Source organism: Leptotrichia sp. (assembly GCF_057270615.1).
In genome coordinates this window covers 1-19,608 of record NZ_DBHIXN010000010.1, presented here as the reverse complement: position 1 = coordinate 19,608, position 19,608 = coordinate 1, and the positions used below count along the sequence as shown (strand labels likewise).

General features: G+C 27.4%; 16 protein-coding genes. 1 reads left to right on the top strand and 15 read right to left on the bottom strand.

Annotated elements, in window-relative coordinates; translation table 11 throughout:
• Positions 1-167: 167 nt before the first annotated feature.
• The 8 genes from ptsP to purD form a co-directional block, all read right to left on the bottom strand.
• Entirely contained in the window at positions 168-1,871 is a 1,704-nt protein-coding gene (gene ptsP, locus ACO409_RS03325) for a phosphoenolpyruvate--protein phosphotransferase (RefSeq protein ID WP_485554806.1), read from the bottom strand.
• Positions 1,872-2,082: 211 nt separating this feature from the next.
• Positions 2,083-2,739: an ankyrin repeat domain-containing protein gene (locus tag ACO409_RS03320; RefSeq protein ID WP_485554804.1), complete on the bottom strand. Its 657-nt coding sequence runs from the start codon at positions 2,737-2,739 to the stop codon at positions 2,083-2,085.
• A gap of 274 nt (positions 2,740-3,013) precedes the next feature.
• A complete protein-coding gene (locus ACO409_RS03315) occupies positions 3,014-3,430 on the bottom strand; it encodes a hypothetical protein (protein WP_485554802.1) in 417 nt (138 codons plus the stop codon).
• A 397-nt stretch (positions 3,431-3,827) separates the two neighbouring features.
• Complete coding sequence (gene ftsH / locus ACO409_RS03310) at positions 3,828-6,155, bottom strand: ATP-dependent zinc metalloprotease FtsH (protein WP_485554800.1); 2,328 nt, start codon at positions 6,153-6,155, stop codon at positions 3,828-3,830.
• Positions 6,139-7,674 (bottom strand): tRNA lysidine(34) synthetase TilS, encoded by a 1,536-nt coding sequence (gene tilS / locus ACO409_RS03305; protein WP_485554798.1) that lies wholly within the window; start codon positions 7,672-7,674, stop codon positions 6,139-6,141. The genes ftsH and tilS overlap by 17 nt, the downstream gene beginning before the upstream one ends.
• 61 nt (positions 7,675-7,735) lie before the next feature.
• Positions 7,736-8,686 carry an endolytic transglycosylase MltG gene (gene mltG, locus ACO409_RS03300; RefSeq protein WP_485554796.1) on the bottom strand — a complete coding sequence of 317 codons (951 nt, stop codon included), beginning with the start codon at positions 8,684-8,686 and terminating at the stop codon, positions 7,736-7,738.
• Between the two features lie 81 nt (positions 8,687-8,767).
• Complete coding sequence (locus ACO409_RS03295; protein ID WP_485554794.1) at positions 8,768-9,841, bottom strand: hypothetical protein; 1,074 nt, start codon at positions 9,839-9,841, stop codon at positions 8,768-8,770.
• A gap of 332 nt (positions 9,842-10,173) precedes the next feature.
• On the bottom strand, positions 10,174-11,436 hold the full coding sequence (gene purD / locus ACO409_RS03290; RefSeq protein WP_485554792.1) for a phosphoribosylamine--glycine ligase: 1,263 nt from the start codon (positions 11,434-11,436) through the stop codon (positions 10,174-10,176).
• A gap of 210 nt (positions 11,437-11,646) precedes the next feature.
• Between purD and sfsA the strand changes: the two genes are divergently transcribed.
• A complete protein-coding gene (sfsA, locus tag ACO409_RS03285; RefSeq protein WP_485554790.1) occupies positions 11,647-12,384 on the top strand; it encodes a DNA/RNA nuclease SfsA in 738 nt (245 codons plus the stop codon).
• 112 nt (positions 12,385-12,496) lie between these two features.
• Here sfsA and ACO409_RS03280 read toward each other — a convergent pair whose 3' ends face one another.
• The 7 genes from ACO409_RS03280 to ACO409_RS03250 all read right to left on the bottom strand — a co-directional run.
• Complete coding sequence (locus ACO409_RS03280) at positions 12,497-13,618, bottom strand: tetratricopeptide repeat protein (RefSeq protein ID WP_485554788.1); 1,122 nt, start codon at positions 13,616-13,618, stop codon at positions 12,497-12,499.
• A gap of 8 nt (positions 13,619-13,626) precedes the next feature.
• Positions 13,627-14,763 carry a tetratricopeptide repeat protein gene (locus ACO409_RS03275; protein ID WP_485554786.1) on the bottom strand — a complete coding sequence of 379 codons (1,137 nt, stop codon included), beginning with the start codon at positions 14,761-14,763 and terminating at the stop codon, positions 13,627-13,629.
• 23 nt (positions 14,764-14,786) lie between these two features.
• Positions 14,787-15,941 carry a tetratricopeptide repeat protein gene (locus ACO409_RS03270; RefSeq protein ID WP_485554785.1) on the bottom strand — a complete coding sequence of 385 codons (1,155 nt, stop codon included), beginning with the start codon at positions 15,939-15,941 and terminating at the stop codon, positions 14,787-14,789.
• A gap of 97 nt (positions 15,942-16,038) precedes the next feature.
• A complete protein-coding gene (locus ACO409_RS03265; protein ID WP_485554783.1) occupies positions 16,039-17,226 on the bottom strand; it encodes a YARHG domain-containing protein in 1,188 nt (395 codons plus the stop codon).
• A 213-nt stretch (positions 17,227-17,439) separates the two neighbouring features.
• Positions 17,440-18,126, bottom strand: coding sequence for a hypothetical protein (locus tag ACO409_RS03260; RefSeq protein WP_485554781.1), 687 nt, complete (start codon positions 18,124-18,126; stop codon positions 17,440-17,442).
• Positions 18,127-18,236: 110 nt separating this feature from the next.
• Positions 18,237-18,389 carry a hypothetical protein gene (locus ACO409_RS03255; RefSeq protein WP_485554779.1) on the bottom strand — a complete coding sequence of 51 codons (153 nt, stop codon included), beginning with the start codon at positions 18,387-18,389 and terminating at the stop codon, positions 18,237-18,239.
• A 182-nt stretch (positions 18,390-18,571) separates the two neighbouring features.
• Positions 18,572-19,608, bottom strand: a 1,037-nt coding sequence (locus tag ACO409_RS03250) for an RNA-guided endonuclease TnpB family protein (protein ID WP_485554777.1), incomplete at its 5' end; no start/stop codon positions are given.

Below are 19,608 nucleotides of genomic sequence, written 5' to 3'. Positions count from 1 at the left end.
TCTATAATTAATATTATATTTTATTTATTTAATAAAAAAACTCTATAAATAATAAATGTTAAATAAAAAATAATATCAACAATTTTTATTTTAAAATTACGTACGTAAAATTATAAAGACAAAAAAGGCTAATAAATAACATCACTAGCCTTTTCCCAATCCATAAACTATAATTTTGCTACAACGTCTTCAGGTGTATCTTGTTGCAAAATTAAATCTCTAAATTTTTGTGCATCAGCATAACTGCTATTTCTAATTATCTTTTTAACAGTTAGTCCAGACGAAGCACTCATACTAAATGAATCAAGTCCCATACCTAATAATAGCTTAGTCGCTCTCTTATCTCCAGCAAATTCTCCACACATACTTACGCTGATATGAGCTCCATGTGCAGCATCAATTACCTTTTGAATAGCTTCTAGTACAGCAGGGTTAAATGAATTATATAAAGTTGAAACCATTTCATTTCCTCTATCTACTGCTAGGAAGTATTGAGTCAAATCATTTGTCCCTATTGAGAAAAAGTCAACTTCTTTTGCAAATTTATAGGCTATAATAGCTGTTGAAGGAGTTTCAACCATTATTCCAACTTTTATGTTTCTATCGTAAATTTTTCCAATTTCATCAAGTTCTTTTTTACATTCTTCCAAAATAGCATTTGCTTTTCTGATTTCATTAACTGAACTTATCATTGGATACATAATTTTAATTTGTCCATATTGAGATGCTCTCAAAATAGCTTTTAACTGAGTTTTAAACATATCTTTATTTTCCAACGAAATTCTGATTGCTCTATATCCTAAGAATGGATTCAATTCTTTTGGTAAATCTAAATATGGCAACTCTTTATCTCCACCAATATCCATTGTTCTTATTGTTACTGGTTTTCCTTGCATCTTTTCAGCAACTATTCTATATGCACGATATTGTTCTTCTTCTGTTGGGAAATGATCAGAATTCATAAATAAAAATTCTGTTCTATATAGTCCAATTCCAGTTGCTCCAGATTCAATTACAGCATCAACATCATTAGGACTTCCAATATTTCCCCAAATATCAACTTTTCTTCCGTCAATAGTAATTGCATCTTCATGGATTAATTTTTTCAGTTCTTCTTTTTCTTTTCTTAATGCTTCTTGTTTTTTAATATATTCATTAACAAGGTCTTCTGATGGTTCTAGGAATAATTCTCCTGTTTCTCCATCCATAATAACAACTTCCCCGTCTTTTACTTCTGTAAGAACTCCTTTTACTCCAACTACTGCTGGTAGTTCAAGTGATCTTGCCATAATTGCAGAGTGAGCTGTTTTCCCTCCAACTTCTGTAATAAATCCTATACAATTTTCTAAGTCTAATTGGGCTGTGTCAGATGGAGTTAAATCTTCAGTTACAACTATAGTTCCTGGCTCCAAATTGCTTAAATCATGAATTTTTATACCTAACAAGTTTTTAAGCCATCTTTTACCTATATCTTGTAAATCAGCAGCTCTTTCTCTTAAATATGGATCATCCAATTGTGAAATCATATCACAATATTCGTTAATTCCATCATGCAATGCTTTTGCAGCTGGAAGTCCATCTCCTTTAATTTTATCTTCAACTTCTGTTATTAGATCATCATCTTCAAGAAGCATAATATGACCATCAAAAATTGCTGCTTTATCTTCTCCCATTTTTTCTTTTACTTTTTCTCTAATTGCAATTAATTGAGTTTTAGATTTTTTTAATCCGCTTTCTAATTTTGCAAGTTCAGCTTCAATTGTTGAGTTTTCATCCTTAGTTTCTGGTACAGCAATTTCTTCTGTTATAAAAAGTAATACTTTACCTATAGATACTCCTTCAGAAGCACCAATCCCTGTCATTCTTTTCATTTTTTTCTCCTCTATATATAATTTTTTTTTCGCAAACAAACCTTAATAAATTTTCATATTTTTCTAAAATCGAACAGAATTTTATATTATAAAATCTACTCAATAACTTAAATTTATAATTATAACCTTCTATATTTTATTATAAATTAAATATATCATCACATAAAATTTTTGATTATAATTAAACATTCATCTAAATTATAAAACAAATTTATTTATAATATTTACTTCTATTAGCCTTTATGTGATCTCTCAATATTTTAACAATTTCTCCTTTTCCAAACTTTGTTGCCATATCCATCGGAGTTCCGCCATGTTTATCTGTAATTGTAGGATTAGCTCCATATTGCAATAGAACTTTTACAATTTTTACATTTGCCTTTAATGTTGCATCTTCAAGTGGAGTCCATCCATCTACTGTACTTCCAATATTTGCAAGTTTAGGATCTTTTTTTAGTAATGTTTCTACTGCTTCTTCATTTTCATAATACGCAGCTGTTCCAACGGTTGTCCTATTAAAGACTGGATGTCTTTCGTATAAATTTGCCCCATTTTCAATTAAAAGTTGTAAAATTTCCTGATTTTTTGCTTCAATAGCAACTATAATTGGTGTATATCCATCCTTGCTTCTAGAATTTATATCAATTAATTTTGACCCTTCTCCACTAATTAGTGATGATTCATCCAAATCTACTCCATACACTCCTGCAGGTCTATTTATATATTCACTCATCAACTCTTTACGGTTCTTGATATTTTTTTTAGTTGCAAGATAGAATTGTACATATTTATTATTATGATTTCGAATAGCATTAAGTATTGCTTTTATCTGCTTTTCCTTAGCATCTTCTTCTTTTTTTTTAGTCACCAAATTTTCTCCAGTATCATATTTAAAAGTTATAGAAAATATTGTTTGACTAAAAAGTAACAAAATCATAACAAAAATCGTTTTATTTTTTTTAAATAAAAAAAACTTACTCACTATTTATACCTCACTATTAGTATTATACCATATCATTTTAAAAGTGCAAATATTTTTTGTCACTTTTGTAATTTTTTTAGTATTTTTTTATTATAGAAAATACAACTTAAAACATAAATAATATTTTTATTTTATCTAAAATTTTTAATTAGTTAAAAAGTTAATATTTTTTTCGTATTCTGTCATATCTTCTTGCCATTTCTATTGCTCTTTTTTCTGTCTTTTCTAATCTTTTCTCTTTAGATTCAGTATTTATCTTTTTTTCCCATTCTTTTTCATCCAAACGCAGTCTTTCCCTTTCTTTATCAGATAATTCACCCAAAAGTAAATTATAAAGCTTGTAAATTTCTGACTTCCAAGCTTTCTCCATTTGCCCAACTATATCTTCTGGCAGGGCATCCCTTCGAGTATCTGCCATCCTTTGCTTCATATATTCTTCATAACTCATTTTTAAAATATCTGGTCTTTTAACTGCTGTTGAATTTAGCTTTTTACCTTTTTTATTTTCCTTTCCAGATTTTGAACAACTTACTATTACTACTAGCAAAACTGCTATTATCAAAATTATTTTTTTCATTTGATTTGCCTCCTTTACCGACACTTATAATAAAACTAATTTAAAACTGGACTCAAAAGTTACAATTATTCTACTCAACTCCTGAGTTTATTTAAGTATAATTCCATCTAAAAATAGAAATTTTGGTTTTTCTATTTATACTAAACCCCATTTGAATAACGAATTTATTACAAACTTTTTTAATAAAGGATATAAACCTATTTTTAAAAGGGATTTAGTATTAGTTTAAAAAAAATTTATACAAGATTCAAATTTTCTCAAATTTAATTCCATTGTATTATACTATAAATTTTCTATAAAAAAAAGAGAAATAACAAAGTTTTCCTATGTTACTTCTCAAGATTGCAAATTATTTTTGTTTAAAGACTTATATTTTTTATTTCTTTAAATTATTACTTTATTCCATAAAACTAGGTAATTTAAAATTATTTTTTTTCTTTTTACCATTAGCAGAAGTTTTGTCATCTGAATCTTCATTTTGATTATCTTTATTATTATCAGAATTGTCATCACTTCCAGAAAAGTCATCTGAATCATCATCTTTTTTATTTTCACTATCATTTTCAGAATCATCTTTTTTTTCTTCTGGCTGTGAATCATTTTCTTTTAAGATTTCATCTTCTTTTCCAGTAATTTCTCTCACAGCTTCAGCCAATTTTTCAGTTTTATTTTTTTCTTCAAAATCTTTATCATTTTCCGTTACTTTATCTTCTAAATTTGCATTATTTTCAATTTCTTCTTTAGGTTTTACTTCTTTAACTTCTTCTATCTTTTCAGATTCTTTATTAATATTTTCAGCTTCAGTTAAAATTTGTTTAGCTGTTTTACCTTTGATAATCTGTCTAACTTCATCTCCAGTAATAGTTTCTTTTTTTAATAATAATGCTACTACTTCTTCCAATTTACTCCAATTATCATGCAAAGTATTTAAAGTGTTAAGATATTCTTCAGTTAAAATTTTTCTTATTTCAAGATCAATTTCTCTAACTGTCTCATCACTCTTGTTAGGAGCAAATGAATATTCATCATCAGAATTTTCAAAGTTAATTGGCCCTAACTTTTTACTCATTCCAACACTTTCAACATAAGCTCTTGCAACTTTCGTAGCACGTTTTATATCAGAATAAGCTCCTGTACTTACATCTTCTAATCCAATTTCTTCTGCTGCACGACCACCAAACAAAACTTTTATCTCAGCTAACATTTGTCTACTTGTAGTTACTAATTTTTCTTCAGGAAGCGGCATCATAAATCCTCCAGCTTCACCTCTAGGAATTATTGTGACCTTATGAACAGGATCAGCTCCTGGTGTCAATTCAGTCATAATAGCATGTCCAGCTTCGTGATAAGCCAACAATTTTTTCTCTTCAGGTTTAATAATTTTACCTTTTTGTCCAAGTCCCATTCCAATTTTATCTACAGCTTCATCCAAATCAGCCATTTTTATTGTATCGCTAGCTCTTCTTGCCGCCAAAATAGCCGCTTCGTTTAACAAGTTAGCCAAATCAGCTCCAACAAATCCTGGAGTTATTTTAGCAATGTCTTCAAGTCTTACATCTTTAGAAAGTTTTTTGTTTCTTGAATGAACTTTTAATATTGCAATACGTCCTTGTAAATCAGGTGCATCAACTGTTACACGTCTATCAAAACGTCCAGCACGCAATAATGCAGGATCAAGTACATCTTCTCTATTCGTTGCTGCAAGTACAATAACTTTTGTATCAGTTTCAAATCCATCCATTTCAACAAGTAATTGATTCAATGTTTGTTCTCTTTCGTCATTGCTTCCACTATTTTTTCCAACACTTCTTCTTCTACCAATAGCATCAATTTCATCAATAAATATAATTGACGGACTAGATTCCTTAGCTTTTTCAAATAAATCTCTTACACGTGAAGCTCCAACTCCAACAAACATTTCCACAAATTCCGAACCTGAAATACTAAAGAATGAAGCCCCAGATTCACCAGCTACGGCTTTTGCAAGCAATGTCTTCCCTGTTCCAGGTCTTCCTAATAAAAGTACACCTTTAGGCACTCTTGCTCCAGCTTTTGTATATTTTTCAGGATTTTTTAAGAAATCAACAACTTCTCGTAACTCCTCTTTTGCTCCATCAACACCCGCAACATCATCAAATTTTACGTCAGGCTTTTTATCAATTTTATTAACTCTTGATCTTCCAAATCCAAAAATATTTCCAGGTCCTCCACCTTGTGAACCTCCAACCATTTTTCTAGCCAGATAAACCATAAGAGCAATCATTATAATCATTGGTAAAAACTGTCCTAGAAGTAACAAAAAGAAACTTCCTCCTGATGGCTGCAACGAATTTAATTTTACTTTTTTACGTTCAATTGCGTTAATAATAATCGGTTCATTCCCAACTCTATCTGTTATTTTCTTTGTAAAATAAAGAGTGTCTCTTCCATTTTCACGAGTTTGTGCAATTAATTTGTCATCTTTTTCATTTATTTCACTAAAATCCCCAGCTTGTGTCCTATTTACAAATTCCGTATAGGAAATCTCCTTTTTAGCTTGGAAATAAGTTTGTATATCCTGATGAAATATTGCTGTAAAAGTGAATAACAACACTACAAAAATAAAAAACAAAAAACCTGAAAACGGAGATTTATTTCCGTCATTCTGTCTATTATTTTTTCTATTGTTATCTTTTCGCAACTCTTCTAATCGCTTTCTAATATCGTTTTTATCTTTTTCTGCCATTTTTCCTCCCTATTATTAATAATTTACTTTTACTCTCTTTTTTTAATTTTTTTATTTCAATTTCTTCGATTTTTTTTAAAAATTTTGAAAATCTTATATCTGAAACCGCCAAAATTTCTGTCAACTCACTATTATTTTTAATTTCACTTTTTGATTTTTGTACATTCATCTTATTATTTAAAATTTTAAAATTATCTTGAGCTTTAAAAAACTTGACTTCTATAATTGGAACAAAATCTCTTTCCCATTTTGGAACCTTTTCATCAATTAATATTTTTTTTATTTTTCTGTGTCCCAAATTTTTTAAAAGAATTCTATCTCCATTTGTTCTACTTCTAACAAAAAATTCTCCATTTTTTACTTCATCATTAATTTCAAAAAAAGTATAATTTGTAGTTTCATCATTTACAAAATTTTTTTTTAAATCTTTAATATTTTTATACAATATTATTTTGTAATTATACCATTTAATACTTTGATTTTCCTTTAAAATTATGGTTTTATCAGATAATATTCCACTTTTATCTTTTTTTAAATTTTCTGATTTATTTTTATTTTCAATTTCCTCTATTTCTAATTCTCCATAAACATTTTTCAAAATTTTATTTTCTCCCAAATAAAATTCTTTTGTTCCTGCACTTTTCAATTCTCCGTTTTTAGTAAAAAAACATTCAAAAATTTGATTAATTTTCTCCCTTGAAATTTGCACATTATTTTTTTTTAAAAATAAACTTAACTCATCTTTCGTAGCAAATTTTCCTTCCTTCAAGATTCTATTTTTTTTTATCTCAAAATCTTCTGTTTTATCAAGTTCTCTGTCGTTAATTTCCACAATTAAAGATTCCACTTTTTTTCTAAAGTCTGGATTAATCTTCTCAAAATAAGGAAAAATTTTATTGCGGATAAAATTTCTTGTATAATTATTCTCATTATTTGTATAATCAATCAAATATTTTTGTCCTTTAGTTTTCAAAAAAGATAAAATTTCATGCTTTTCAAATCTTAAAATTGGTCTTATTATATTTTCCCTGATTTCTGGAATACCTTTTAACCCAGCCATTGATGTACCACGTAAAATACGAAAGATAAAGGTTTCTATATTATCATCCGTGTTATGTCCTGTCGCAATTTTATTATAGCCAATTTTTTTTCTAACATTCTCAATTGCTTCATACCGCAATTCTCTAGCTGCCAATTCTACTGATTTTTTATTTTCTTTTGAATATTTTTTTACATCGACACTTTGAATATAATAATTAATATTATTTTCAACTGCAAATTTTTTTACAAATTCCAAATCGTCTTCAACGTCATAACGCAAATTATGATTAACATAAACAATTGAAATTTCTATTGGAATTTGATTTTTTAAAAATTTTAGAAAATAATAAAGAAAAACTGAATCAGGCCCTCCAGAAAACGCAATAAGAATTTTATCTCCTTTAGAAATCAAATTTTTTTCAATAATTTCTGTTGATCTTTTTAATATTTTTTTTTCTATTTTTTTTATTCTTTCCATTAATTTATTCCTAATTTTTAATGTTATTATTAACTTATGACATACTTTCACTTTGTAGTATTTATTTTAATTGTCCACTTTCACGACGTTTTTTCAAATGTTCTTCGTGTGTTTTTGAATAATATGTTTTTCCCTTATATGTAAAGAAAAACAAATTATCAGTTTTTTTAGCATTTAACACAGCTTTAAAAGTTTCAAGTGGAGGATTTCCAATTGGTGTTGGAGGTAATCCTTTAACTTTATACGAATTATATGCCGTATTTTGAGATTTTAAATCATTTCTTGTAGCCTGTCTTCCCAATTCATATTTTAATGTAGCATCCGATTCTAATTTCATCCCAATTTCCAGCCTTTTCAAAAATATTCCAGCAACTATTGGCTTATCTGCCGCATCAGGCACTTCTGCCTCCACAATAGAAGCCAGCTTCAAATTATCATAAAACTTCTGTTTATCAGGATATTTTTCAGGTGGAAATTTTTTCAAAAATTCATCAAGAATAGTTTTAATAACTTGTTTAGTTGTAACATTTTCAGAAAAAATATAAGTTTCAGGATAAAAATATCCCTCAAAATTATTATTTTCGTGTGGATACGGAAAATCAACTTCACTTAAAGCCTTGTTTATTTCCTGAGCATTTCCTAATTCAAGTGCTTCCATACGTGCAAATACTTGCTTTGATGTAAATCCTTCAGGAATTGTAAGTCTTATTCCATTAGTTTCACTATTCTTTATTTTTTTTATAATTTCATATTTTGAATATTTTCCATTAAATTTATAAGTTCCCACTTTTAACTTTATATTTCCACCATTTAATTTTAGATATATTCTATCCATAATTCCATAATTCAATTTTAAGTCTTTATAAATTTGTATAAAATTTGTTCCTTTTTTTACATTTACATTAACATTTTTATACTCCCTTTTTGCAAAAAAGAAGTTAAAAAAGAGTGACAGACACATAAACAATATTAAAAATATTATAACATAAGTAATTTTCAATGTATTTTTCATTTTTTTCTCCCAAATATTCAGTATTTTTATTTGTAAAAGTCTACAAATTTCAATTAATGTGAACTTTTTCAATTAATTTTTTCATTTTTTTGTATCTTTACCATTATTTTCTATTTTATTTTTATTTTTTAAATCCTCATCATTAAGCTCAATAACTTCTACACTTTTAGTTCCATCCTTAGTTTCAAACCTTGTCATTCCCTCTTTTCTCATTCTTCTCTCAAATTCTCTTTTTGCACCAATTGTATCAATTTGAAATACGCTTTCAGGATTTTCACTCAATCTTCTTTCTAAATCATCTGTTTTATTTTTTAATTCAGCTTTTTTCTTTTCATTTTCAATTTCTCGAATACTTTTCATATTGATATCATAATCAAGATTGTCAAGAGTATTTTTATTTTTTACAATTTTTTCAAATTCATCCAGTTCTTCGCCTTCGAGTGAAATTTTATTATTATTCGGATAACGTGAAAAAACTCTTGTAACACCATTATTATACCTTATAATCATATAACGATAATTTTTATCAAAAAATATAATTTCATTTCTATTATTTTTAAAATATTTTTTTTCAATATCCAAATACACATTTCCTTTTTTTTCTTCAATCCAACCTCTATTTATTTCTTCGTTCCATTTATCTGTTTGTGGATCAAAATAACTTTTTACAATATGATATCCATTTTCTTCTTGTAAAAAATCATATCTTACATTTTTCAAGTTTTTCTCCGAATTATCATCTGTTTTTATTAAATACCATGTTCCATAACTTTTTGATGTCTGAAATTTTATGATTGGATTAACTCTTTCATCTATTTTTTTTATAAAGCGTTCAATTTTATTAGTTTTTTCTAATTTTTTCTGATCTTTTTCCTCTTCTTCATCTTGAAGCTGGTCCAAATAAATTAAATTCCCATCTTCCTCATTATTTTTTTTTAAATCTTTATCTTCATTTTCAAAATCAGTATTACTATTTTTATTGATAATAATATCAATTTTTACTGCCTCATCCTCAATTTTATTTCCGCTAAGCTTCTTTTCATTATTTTTATTTCCATTAGCAGCCATTGGCAACGAAAATATCCAAAAACAAACTGCAATATAAAGTTTTATTTTCCTGTATTGATTAAATTTTTTTTTACTCAAAATATTCACCTTTTTTTCATTTTTAGTTATAGTGTAAATTCAAACTCTAAAGCTATAATTATTGTATTCAAACTTTAGTTTTGACTAATCTATTTTTTTAAATTATATCACACATTTTTCAATTTGCAAATCAAATATTTAATACTAAATCATATTTGAAAAATAAAAATTATATTTTATTCATTTCCTAATAAGAAGGTTACTTTAAGACATTGACTTTATTAAGTTCCAAATACATATAGTTGTTAAAAAGGTTTAACTATTTAGAGATAATGTTAAATAAAAACACAGTATAAAACAAAAAACTGTTCTAAAATTAAAACAGCTTTTTGCATTATTATTTACTTAATTCTACCAATATCCTTTCTAAAATACATTCCATCAAATTTAATTTTATTCAACAATTTATAAGCATTTTCCTTAGCTTCATCCAATGTCTTTCCAAATGCAACGGCATTCAATACTCTTCCACCATTAGTCTTGAATTTTCCATCTTCAAATTTAGCTCCTGCGATAAATACCAATTCATTATCTGAAGCATTTTCAATTCCAGTTATAACATCACCTTTTCTGTAAGTTTCTGGATATCCTCCTGCAGCTCCTACAACACAACAAGCATGAAGCGGTTTCCAAGTAACATTTAATTCCGATAATTTTTTGTCAAATGAATATTCCACCAATTCTAACAGGTCATTTTCCAATAATGGTAAAACAGCTTGAGTTTCAGGATCTCCCAATCTCATATTGTATTCAAGCAAGTAAACACCTTTTGCCGTAATCATTAGTCCAAAGAAAATTACACCTTCAAAATCCATTCCTTCAGCTTGTATTCCCTTTAAAGTTGGATTCATGATATCATTTTTAAAACTTTCAAAAACTTCATCTGTCACATAAGGATTAGGGCTTATAACTCCCATTCCACCTGTATTTAATCCAGTTTCATTCTCCCCAATTTTTTTGTGATCTTTTGCTGATAACAATGGTACAATAACTTTGCTATCTGTAAATGAAAGTATTGAAGCTTCTACTCCATCCAAAAATTCTTCAATTACAACTTGATTTCCAGCATCTCCAAATTTTTCATCAATCATTATATCATCAACCGCTTTTATCGCCTCATCAAGATTTTGAGCAATAATTACACCTTTCCCAGCCGCAAGACCACTAGCTTTTACAACTACAGGAAAATCTTTCCAATTATTCAAAAATTCTTTCGCTTTTTCAGCATTATCAAAAATTTCATAAACAGCAGTTTTTATCCCATATTTTTTCATAAAATCTTTAGAATAAGCCTTGCTTCCTTCAAGAATTGCTGCTTGTTTATTAGGCCCAAAAATTTTCAACCCATTTTTATGAAATTCATCAACAATCCCAGCTACCAATAATTCTTCACTTCCAACAAATGTCAAATCAATATTATTTTCCTTAGCAAATTTAACATACTCGTCTATATTATTCGATAAATTCACATTTTCAGCTTTTGGCAACAACTCAGCTCCTGCATTTCCTGGTGCTATAAATATTTTCTCTACCTTTTCATTTTGAGATATTTTCCAAGCAATTGCATGTTCTCTTCCACCTGCTCCTACGATTAATACTTTCATTTTCTTGTTTCCTCCTTGAATATTTATATTTCTGATTTACTTTATATCTTTCTTATAAATGTATTTTATCATATTTTCTTGCAATATTAAATCTAAAAAATAAATTTTTCCTATTTTTAAATCAATATTTACAATTTTATAAAATTTTCTTGCTCCCTAACTTCAAATATGTTATCCTAAAATCAAAAATACTAAAAAAAGGAAAAATATATGAAAAAAAATAAAATTCTTTATACGATAAACTATGACAAAATTGTAAATTTTAAGGAAAGAGTGACTCGTTTTACTGTTAGATTTGAATTTAAGGATTCTGAAAATGAAGAATATTCAGGAGAAGACTTTGCTCATTTGCACGATACTGGAAGATTGACAGAATTATTGATTGATGGTGCAGAATTGTTGATAAAAAAGGCAAATAATGAAAATCGTAAAACTAAATGGGATATTATAGCAGTGAAAGTTCATGGAGAGATTATTCTTATAAATACGGCTTTTCATCGATATATTACAGAAGCCATATTTTACGATAATGAAATTTCTCCATTTGGAGAACCTTCGTATATAAAACCTGAAATTAAGCATAATAATAGCAAACTCGATTTTTATTTAGAAAATGAAAAAGAAAAAATTTTCATTGAAGTAAAAGGTTGTACTTTGGTAAACGGAAAAATTGCTCAATTTCCTGGCTCTCCTTCAATTCGTGCCTTAAAACATTTGAGAGAACTTATGGAACTTAAAAAAGAAGGCTTTCGGACAGCAGTTTTTATTTTGATATTCAGAAAATCTGAAATTTTCGCACCCGAACATATTATCGACAGAGAGTTTTCTGAAACTTTTTATGAAGCAATGGAAAATGGTGTTGAAATTTATCCGATGCTTTTGGAATATAGGGAAGATGGGAATGTTTATTTTGTTAAGAAAATTGGGATAATGGAGAAGAGATTTTAGTAATTTTCTAGAATCTCTTTTCCCTCTAATTTCTTAATCTGAAATATTTGATTTTTTTTAATTATAAAGAAATTTAATATTGCCTCAACTTAATTTACAAAAATTATAAACTTTATTTATCTAATTTTTGATGTCGTGGACAATCTATCAAAAAACAGTCATATAAAAATTTAGGATAAATTTTTACTTCTGGTTTATAATCTGTTTTCAATATTTTTTCATACTCCGCCTTCAAATTCTTTATTTGCCTTTTTATCTCCCTAATTTCTTCTTTTTTATACGATTTCGTACATTCTGTTAAAAATTCTCCATTTTTAATGCTCTCTACTTCTTCATCTTTAATCTTCAAAACTATTTTAAAATTTTCTTGTAATCTTTCTATTTCATTTAACTGCTTTAGAGAATAAAAATAGAATCTCAGCCACCAAGCTGGAAATTGATAATCTTGTATTTTTAACTTTGAATAAATTTTTCGGCTTTTCTCATAACTTCCCACCAAATAATATAGCTCTGCAAATTCTTCCACAAAAAAATCATCATTATTAGTAGTTTCCAACATCAATTCATTAATTTCATCCTCAATATTTTCAAATTCCTTTAATTGAATTTTATTTGCAATATAACTATATTTTATCTTAGCAAAATCCTCTTTTTCAAATTCAAAATCTTTTTTTATTAATTCTTCCAAAATTATTTTCGCCTCTTCATATTTTCCATTAACCATCAGCAAATTCGCATATTCAAACTTATAAATCGGATTATTTTCTAATTCACAGGCTCTTTTATACATTTCTTCAGACTTATCGTATTTCCCAGCACCATAATAATCGGCTCCAAGCCCATAATAAGCCTTAGAATTATTTGGATTAAACGCCACAGCCTTTCTCAAAGTTCTAATCGCTCTCTTACTACCATCTCTCTGATCATCATAATAAAAACCTAAATTAGTATAAATCCGTGATTTTTCCTCATTAGTCAATTCATTTTCATATTTTTTAATAAATTCATTCAATAATTTATAAATATCATCCCATTGATAATTTAATTCATTGTAAACTGCCGCTAATTGACATACTTTTTCTACATCTCGTGGATTCTCTTTTAATTTATTTTCCAAAAATATTTTATACTCTTCATAAACAGAATCATAATCACTATTATTTCTAATTTTTTCTTGAATATATTTTATCCATTCTTTTATCGTTTTTCTTTCTAAATTTTTTTGTTTTTCCAATTTTCCTCCTAATCTAATTTCTGATGCATTGGACAATCAACTAAATAGCAAGTTTTATACATTTTTTCTAAATTTATTTTTGTATTTTGAGGCTTATAATTACTATTCATTATCTTTTTATATATCTCCAAAATCTTTTTTATTTCATTCTTTTCTTCTTCAATAAATTCATCAATCTCTTCTTCATTCCAGTATTTTTTGTCATAAATTTCTCCAATTTTAATCTTTTCAATATACTTATTATGTTTTTGAATCAATTCTGACAATTTGTTTTCTGCTTTCTTAAAATTTCCTAATTTTTTTAAACTGTAAAAATAAAATGAAAAACGCATATTATAATAAAAACGTTCTTCCCAGTCAAGTTCATCTATCTCTTTTTCAAAAACCAAGACACACCTATCGTATTCTTCAAATAAATAATATAAGTCTATAAGTTCTTCAAATAAAATTTGCTCATCATAATAATATTTCTCTAACGACACTTTCTCTAACAATTTATCCAGAATTGGCTCAGCCAATTTTTTATCATTGGTATAATGTAAGCACAGTGCCAATGCATATAAAATTCCTGCACTTTCAGGTTCCTTTTCATAACATCTCAATAACATTTCTTTCGCTTTTTCAAAATAACCACAATAAAACAACGTTATCCCATAATTATAATCATCTTCTATTTCCTTCTCATCTGAAAATTTTTCCATTTCCTGAAAACATTCAAGTGCCTTTTTGTATTTTTTTCTTTTTAAATAATATTCTCCCAATACTTCCCATACAACCACTGATTGTTTCCCCATTTTAATTAATTTTGTCAAATAATACTTACACATTTTATCATTATAAGCATCTTTTTCATATAAATCAGCCAAATCCTGATAAATAACAGCCTTCTCATTATCATTTAAATCTTTTGAATATTTTTTCAAAAACTTCTCTAATACATTCACACTCGTTTTTCCATCTTGATATACTGTAAAATAAGCTATCGCTAATTGACATACCTTTTCTACATCTCGTGGATTTTCCAAAAGACATTCCTCCAAATAATCCTTATATTCAACAAACGCATGCTTATAATTATCGTAACTATCATTTTTTTTGATTTCATCCTGAATATATCTTGCCCATTCTTCTTTTGTTTGTTTCATAACTTTATTCCTTTCATATTTCTTCAATCCTCATCAATTATCAAATGTTGTGGACAATCCACTAACCAACATTCATTTTCAAAAAACATAAATATTTCCATCTTAGGCTTAAAATCCGTATTCAATATTTTTTTCGACACTAAATTAATATTCTCCAATCTCTTTTTTTCATCTCCTATCATTTCCAAAAATTCTTCTTTCATTGTATCTTTCTGATATTCTTCGTTGGTCTTTATTTCTGCAATATTTTGTAAAATTTCTTTTTCAGCTTTTTTCACTATTTTATTTATTTTTTCAAATTTTTCTAACTGCTTTAAAGAATAAAGATACGGTGCTATGGAATTCGCTTCTAAATAAAAATTACTTTTATCTGCATATTTACAATATTTTTCATAATTACCACATAAATAATATAAATCTTTTATTACATCTTCATCAAACGTGTGAAAACCTTCATACGTCAACCAATTCAAATATTTTTCATAATCTGTTTTCTCCAGCATTTCAAACTCTTTTATTTTTTCCAAAAGTTTTTCTATATTTTCAGTATCTTTATTTCCTAAATAAATTTTACAAAGAACCCTGTAAAAATGATATTTAATGTTGTTTGAGTCTCCCATTAACAAATTATCCAAAATTTTTTCAGCTTTTTTATATTCTTTATTTTGAATTAAAATCAGTGCATATCCATAACTATATTTCGCTTCATCACTCATTTTGCAGGCAATTTCTATATTTTCAAGAGATTTTTGATACATTTTAGCATAAAAACAAATAGCTGAAAGTCTGTAATAAATGTCTGCATTATTTGAATTAATTTTTATTGCTTTTTCAAGATAATCAATAGCCTTTTCTTCCATACATCCCCTATCTTCACACAAATAAGCCAAATCAGCATACATTCTAAACTTTTCATCTTCTGTTAAAATATCAAAATTCCTTTTCAAAAATGTTTCTAAAATTTCTATACCGTCGCATTTCCTGCTCAAATAGTAAACTCCCGCCAACTGACAAACGACTGAAACATCCTCAGGATTTTTTACAGTTTCCTTTAACAAGTATTTCCTATAATTTTCAAGTGCAACATCATATTCTGTTCTGTCTTCATTTTCCAATTTTTCCCATATTTTATAAATATATTTTTTCATACCTTCATTCAATTTAACTTCAATATCCAATTTTATCTCCCAATTTTTATTTTACACTTATTATAACATCTTTTCCCAAAACAAAAAAGGCTACAATAAAATCCCGTAACCTTTTTCTATCTTCAAATTATCTACTTCCATTCTTCCTATCATTTATAACTTTATCCACATCTTTAACATACTCATAATCAGCTTCTCCCAATTTCACATCTTTTCCAGTTGGCACATACCACAAAAATTTTGAAAAATAGTCTTTCAATTTTTTGTCTGAAAAATCATAACCTGCCATCGCATAAGGATAATTTCTCATTATTTTCAATTCTTCATCTGAAATATCTTTTATTTCATCTTTATCTAAATATTTTATCGCATAGGCATCGTCTGTCAAATCATCTTTAAATTTAAAACCTTTTTCCGTTTTATCAGGAAATACATAATTAACTCTCAAACCTTCTATTTCTGTCAATTCAAATTCTTCTTTAGGCTTGAAATTATTTGTTTTAAAATATAAATAACCTTTTTTTAATTTTGCATAAAGAACTTTGTATGGCTCATTTGTTTCATAGTTTTCTTTGTAAGCATAATCAACATTTCCTTCTCCAGCCAATTGCCATTTTATTTCTTTCCCATCTTTTGTCTTTATCACAGGCATTGCAATAAGAGCATCTCCTGGCTCAACAATCACTTCAAAATCATCCACCTTCTGATTTTTCCATTTTGAAATAGTCGACCAAACATAGTTGAAATCAACGGTTCCAACACCACTACTTCCATCATAATGATAACTATGCTCAACTACATTTTCTCCCTTTTTAAAATTAGCCTTAAAATAGTAAACATAACTCTTTTTGTAATATTCATATTCTTTTAGTATCTTTTCTTCATCGTATTCCTTAAAATATTTTTTAACTTCTTCCAGTTGTTTTACATCTTTCGGTGCAAAATCAGTCAATCTATACGCTTTTGTACTCACACTTTGTCCATTGACAGAAGTCTTAAAATCCTTGAAATGATCTCTTTCATCCCATGCTTCATTCCCACCTTCAGGCGTAATAAATCCAATATATCTCTCCCCAGCTTCAGGACTATCGAATACAAATCTAACAGTTACCACCATTTCATTGCCTATCGTCCCATACTCCGACCTAAATTTTTCCAATTTAAAACGAAGCCTCTCACTCTTTATAGAAACATTCGACACATTCATCGGCACAATATGCCCACCTTCCGACCCAAATTCCCAGTCATTCGCCAATAAATTCGCACTAAAAATCATAACTAGAGCAAATAATAGCAGTATCCTGATTTTTTTCATGACTACCAACTCTCTTTCTTTTATTTTTTATATTTCATTAAAATTATACCTTATTTTTAATTTTTATCCAATATATTTATTCTTATTTTTAAGAAACTTGAAAAAAATTAGAATATTTTTATAACTTTAAATTTTAAAAAGAAATGGTAATTAAACATTGTTTAAAAAGTCTAAAATTTTTTTGTTTCAGTAATTTTTTAATTAATCAATATTTTATTTTCCAAATAATGCTAAAAAAATATCTTTTGAATTTTCATTTCCAATAACATAGACACCTTCTTTTAGTATTTTAACATATGTTATTTTAACTATTGGTTCATTTGACATTTCAAGTTTTTCAGTAATCTTATACGCATTTTCTCCTATTTTTTCTACATCAGTTGATAATAATCTTAATTTGTATTCGGTTTTTTCTTTTTCATAATATTCTTTATATTTTTCATCTTTCCCATCATTAATTATTTTTTCAAAATCTTTTTTATCTTTTTCAACTATAAACAATCTTTGTAAAAATAAATTTTTCTTTTCTTTGTCATATAATTCTGAGATTACATTACTGTACTCATATTCTCTAGGTTCTTTTACTTTTCTAAACTCAAGTTTTTCAGGCATCAATATTGAAATATTTTCAAAAATTTCTTTATTTTTTCTTTTACTCAAAATTGTATTCTGAATATAATTTTTTTCCTCTATTTCTTTTTTCAATTTTAGTTTTTCATCTCTTTCAATTTGTTTTGGAGTTCTAAACTTTGGTTCAGAACATACTCCAAACTCACTACATGAAATTGCTACAACCCACGGTACTGCATATCCCACACCAGCTGCCACTCCTAATGCAACACAAGAATTTAATCCAAATATCCCTAATAACATTAAAAATAAAATTTTAAACTTTCTCATACCATTCTCCCTCTCTCTATTTTAAAATTTAATCTCATTTAAATTATACCACATTCTCTTTAAAAAAAATCACAGCTGAATTAATAACCGTGATTTATAAAATATTTATTTTAATCTATTTCTAATTCCCTTTCTAATGCTTCCTGTAAAACTTTATAATAAATCGTTCCTTTATCTCTTGACCCATCTTTTAATATTTTAAAACTTTCCACATCAGGTAAAAATTTATTGTACTGATTGAATACCCCATTTACATATTTCACGACAAGTTCATCATCCCAATAAACTTTTCCATCTTTAATCGTATATTCTGCAAATCCAATATTTCCAAGTGAACTACTCCCGCTTTTAGAAGCGGAAGCTTCTTGGGAAGTATCTGCTTCTGTTAGCCAAATATATTTACCAAGCTCTTCGGATAGTTCCTACCCTGTCTTTTTTTATTTTTCTAATATTCCAACATCAATTTCCCAATGTTTTTTATATTCAGTGCCGCATTATAATCCCTATCAATCTCAATTCCACAGCACTCACATCTATAGCTTCTTTCTGACAATTTCAGTTCCTCTTTAACATTTCCACATTTACTGCAAGTTTTCGATGACGGAAACCACTTATCTATTTTTAAAAATTGTTTCCCTAAAAACATCAACTTGTACTCAAGCATCCTCAAAAACATTCCCCATCCATTATCTCCTACACTTTTACCAAAATTTAATGCCTGGCTCATCCCTTTCATATTCAAATCCTCAACAACCACAGCATCATATTCTTCAGACAATTTTTTCGATAATTTATGCAAAAAATCCCTTCGACAATTCTTGATATACTCATGCAATTTTGATATTTTTGCTTTTTGCTTATACCAATTTTTAGAAAATCTCACTTTTCTTGACAATGATTTCTGTAATTTTTTCAATTTTTTCTCCAACATCCTAAAATATCTTGGATAATCAGCTCTTTGGTTTTCAGAACTGACAAATAATTCAGACATTGAAAAATCAAGCCCAATTACTTTATCATTAGTCGGCACTTTTTGAATTTCTTTTTCAAATTCTGTCAAAACAGAAACATAGTAATTTCCATTACTATTTGTTAGTGTTACCGACTTTATTCTATAATTTTTTGGTATTTCTCTATGATATTTCAATTTTACTCTTTTCAATTTTGGCAAAACCAAATATTTATTTTTCTCAATTCGTATTGAATTATTCACACAATTTGTCGTGTAACTTTTAACACTATTCTTTTTAGATTTGAACCTCGGAAACTTCGCTCTCTTCTGAAAGAAATTCGTAAATGATCGTTTTACATTCAATTGAGCATTTGAAAGTGCCAAACTGTCTACTTCTTTCAAAAATTGATTTTCACTTTTCAAACTGGCAGGTGTAATTATTTTATTTTTTCCAGTTTCTTCATAAAATTTATTTGCAGTATACAAAATCGTATTGTAAACAAAACGAACACATCCAAAAGTCTTGTTTA

Bases quoted from the DNA above. Each gene is read 5' to 3' on its own strand.
- ptsP (WP_485554806.1), bottom strand. From the start codon at position 1,871: ATGAAAAGAATGACAGGGATTGGTGCTTCTGAAGGAGTATCTATAGGT.
- ACO409_RS03315 (WP_485554802.1), bottom strand. From the start codon at position 3,430: ATGAAAAAAATAATTTTGATAATAGCAGTTTTGCTAGTAGTAATAGTA.
- ftsH (WP_485554800.1), bottom strand. From the start codon at position 6,155: ATGGCAGAAAAAGATAAAAACGATATTAGAAAGCGATTAGAAGAGTTG.
- tilS (WP_485554798.1), bottom strand. From the start codon at position 7,674: ATGGAAAGAATAAAAAAAATAGAAAAAAAAATATTAAAAAGATCAACA.
- mltG (WP_485554796.1), bottom strand. From the start codon at position 8,686: ATGAAAAATACATTGAAAATTACTTATGTTATAATATTTTTAATATTG.
- purD (WP_485554792.1), bottom strand. From the start codon at position 11,436: ATGAAAGTATTAATCGTAGGAGCAGGTGGAAGAGAACATGCAATTGCT.
- sfsA (WP_485554790.1), top strand. From the start codon at position 11,647: ATGAAAAAAAATAAAATTCTTTATACGATAAACTATGACAAAATTGTA.
- ACO409_RS03275 (WP_485554786.1), bottom strand. From the start codon at position 14,763: ATGAAACAAACAAAAGAAGAATGGGCAAGATATATTCAGGATGAAATC.
- ACO409_RS03265 (WP_485554783.1), bottom strand. From the start codon at position 17,226: ATGAAAAAAATCAGGATACTGCTATTATTTGCTCTAGTTATGATTTTT.
- ACO409_RS03260 (WP_485554781.1), bottom strand. From the start codon at position 18,126: ATGAGAAAGTTTAAAATTTTATTTTTAATGTTATTAGGGATATTTGGA.